1 protein-coding gene is annotated in these 1939 nt (G+C 66.7%); it reads left to right on the top strand.

Annotated features, from left to right (window positions below; translation table 11 throughout):
- On the top strand, positions 1 to 1878 hold a 1878-nt coding region (locus XalbCFBP2523_RS15710; RefSeq protein WP_249027742.1), incomplete at its 5' end, for a DUF6531 domain-containing protein.
- Positions 1879 to 1939: the final 61 nt, after the last annotated feature.

Below are 1939 nucleotides of genomic sequence, written 5' to 3' on the forward strand. Positions count from 1 at the left end.
AGCATCGATACCCACACGCCGCCGCCGGACCCGGACACGCCGCATTGCAGCGATGGCTGCGGCAAGGAGGCCGGTGGCGGTGGCGCGACGGCTGGCGATCCCATCGACCTATATACCGGAGAATTTTCCTATACCGAGACCGACGCGGTAGTGCCGGGCCTGTCGCCGCTGGTGGTGACACGGGCCTATCGTCCGGGCGACCCGAACAAGCAGGACTTCGGGATCGGCACGGCGGCCAATTTCCGCTATACGCTCTATGCGCCCACGAACGATTACAACCAGTTGCAACTGGTGCTGCCCGGCGGCATGCCAGTGACGTTCGCGCGGGTGTCCGGCGCATACCTGGCCGGGCAATGGCAGCAGACCGGCTCGGTCTCCGGGTATGCCGGTGCGACCATCACCCAGGGCAGCCCGCGCGGCCACGGCTACCTGCTGATGCTGCGCGACGGCAGCATGATGTACTTCAACCAATACTCGCCCAACCGGCTGGAGTGGAGCCTGGACCACTTCGGTAACCGGGTGGACTACACCTACGATGCCGGCTTGGTCAGCCACATCATCTCGGCCACTGGGCGTTCGCTGAGCATCGGCTACGACGGCAACAACCGCATCAATACGCTGAGCGACCCACTGGGCAACACCTGGTCCTACGCCTACAACGACGACGGCTACCTGTCGCAGGTGACCCGCCCGGATGGCAGCACGCGCAGTTACCACTACAAGATCCGCCAGGCCGCCGGGATCCGCGAAGGCGCCGACACGCTGCCCTATCAGGCGCGCTTGGAGTCGATCACCGACAGCAAACAGCAGCGGGTGGTGTTCAACGAGTTCGAGAGCGCCAACGGCACCTGGACGGGGCGGGTGGTCAAACAGACCCAAGCCGATGGCGGGGTGTTGACGATCAACTACGCGCACGTGGATGGCAGCACCACCGGGGTGCTGGTGACCAAGCCCGACGGCAGCCAGCGCCGGGTGGTGTTCGACCCGGTCAGCCACTACCCGCAGAGCGACACCCTGGCCTACGGCACGCCCTTGGCGCAGACCATCCTCTACACCCGCACCGCAAGCGGCCAGACCACCGCACGCACCGATGCCTTAGGCCGGCGTACCGAATACGCCTACGACAGCGCCGGACGTCCGCTCCAGATCACCCAACTGGCCGGCACCGCGCAGGCACGCACCACCACGCTCGCCTACAACGGCGATGGCGATTTGGCCTCGATCACCGATGCCTTGGGCCGCACTACCAGCTTCGGTTACACGAACCGCTGCCTGACCTCGGTAACCACGCCGCTGGGCCAGACCAGTACCGCCACCTGCAACGGCGCCGGGCAACGCCTGAGCGTGACCGACCCACTTGGTCACACGACCAATTTCACCTGGAGCAACGACGACCTGACCGCGATCACCGACGCTCTGGGCCGACAGACGCAATTGCGCTACGACGCGCTGGGCCGCTTGATCGGCGTGCAGGACGCGCAAGGCAACATCTCCCGCTTCGAATACGACGCACTGGGCCGGCAGACCAAGGCGGTCGATCCGTTGGGCAACAGCGTGGCCACGGGCTTCGATGCCAACGGCAACGTGTCGGCGATCCTGCTGCCGCACGGGGCGGGGGTGACGTATGCCTACGATGCACGCGACCGCCGCATCAGCCGCACCGACGCGCTGGGGCAAACGGAGAGCTGGACCTACGACAGCATGGACCGTGTCGCCACGCACACCGACCGACGCAACCGCACCACCAGCTACAGCTACGACGCGCTGGGCCGGCCGAGCACGGCCACGCTGCCCGGCACGGGCGGCACGCTGACGGCCCGCTACGACGCCGGCAACCGGCTGATGGCGCGCTGTCCGACAGCCTGTCGGGCACGTTGAACTGGAGCTACGACGGCTTCGACCAGGTGACCCAGGCCAACGGCCCGCAGGGTAGCATCGT

Origin of the sequence: Xanthomonas albilineans, from assembly GCF_002939705.1 — a bacterium.
Lineage (GTDB): Bacteria > Pseudomonadota > Gammaproteobacteria > Xanthomonadales > Xanthomonadaceae > Xanthomonas_A > Xanthomonas_A albilineans.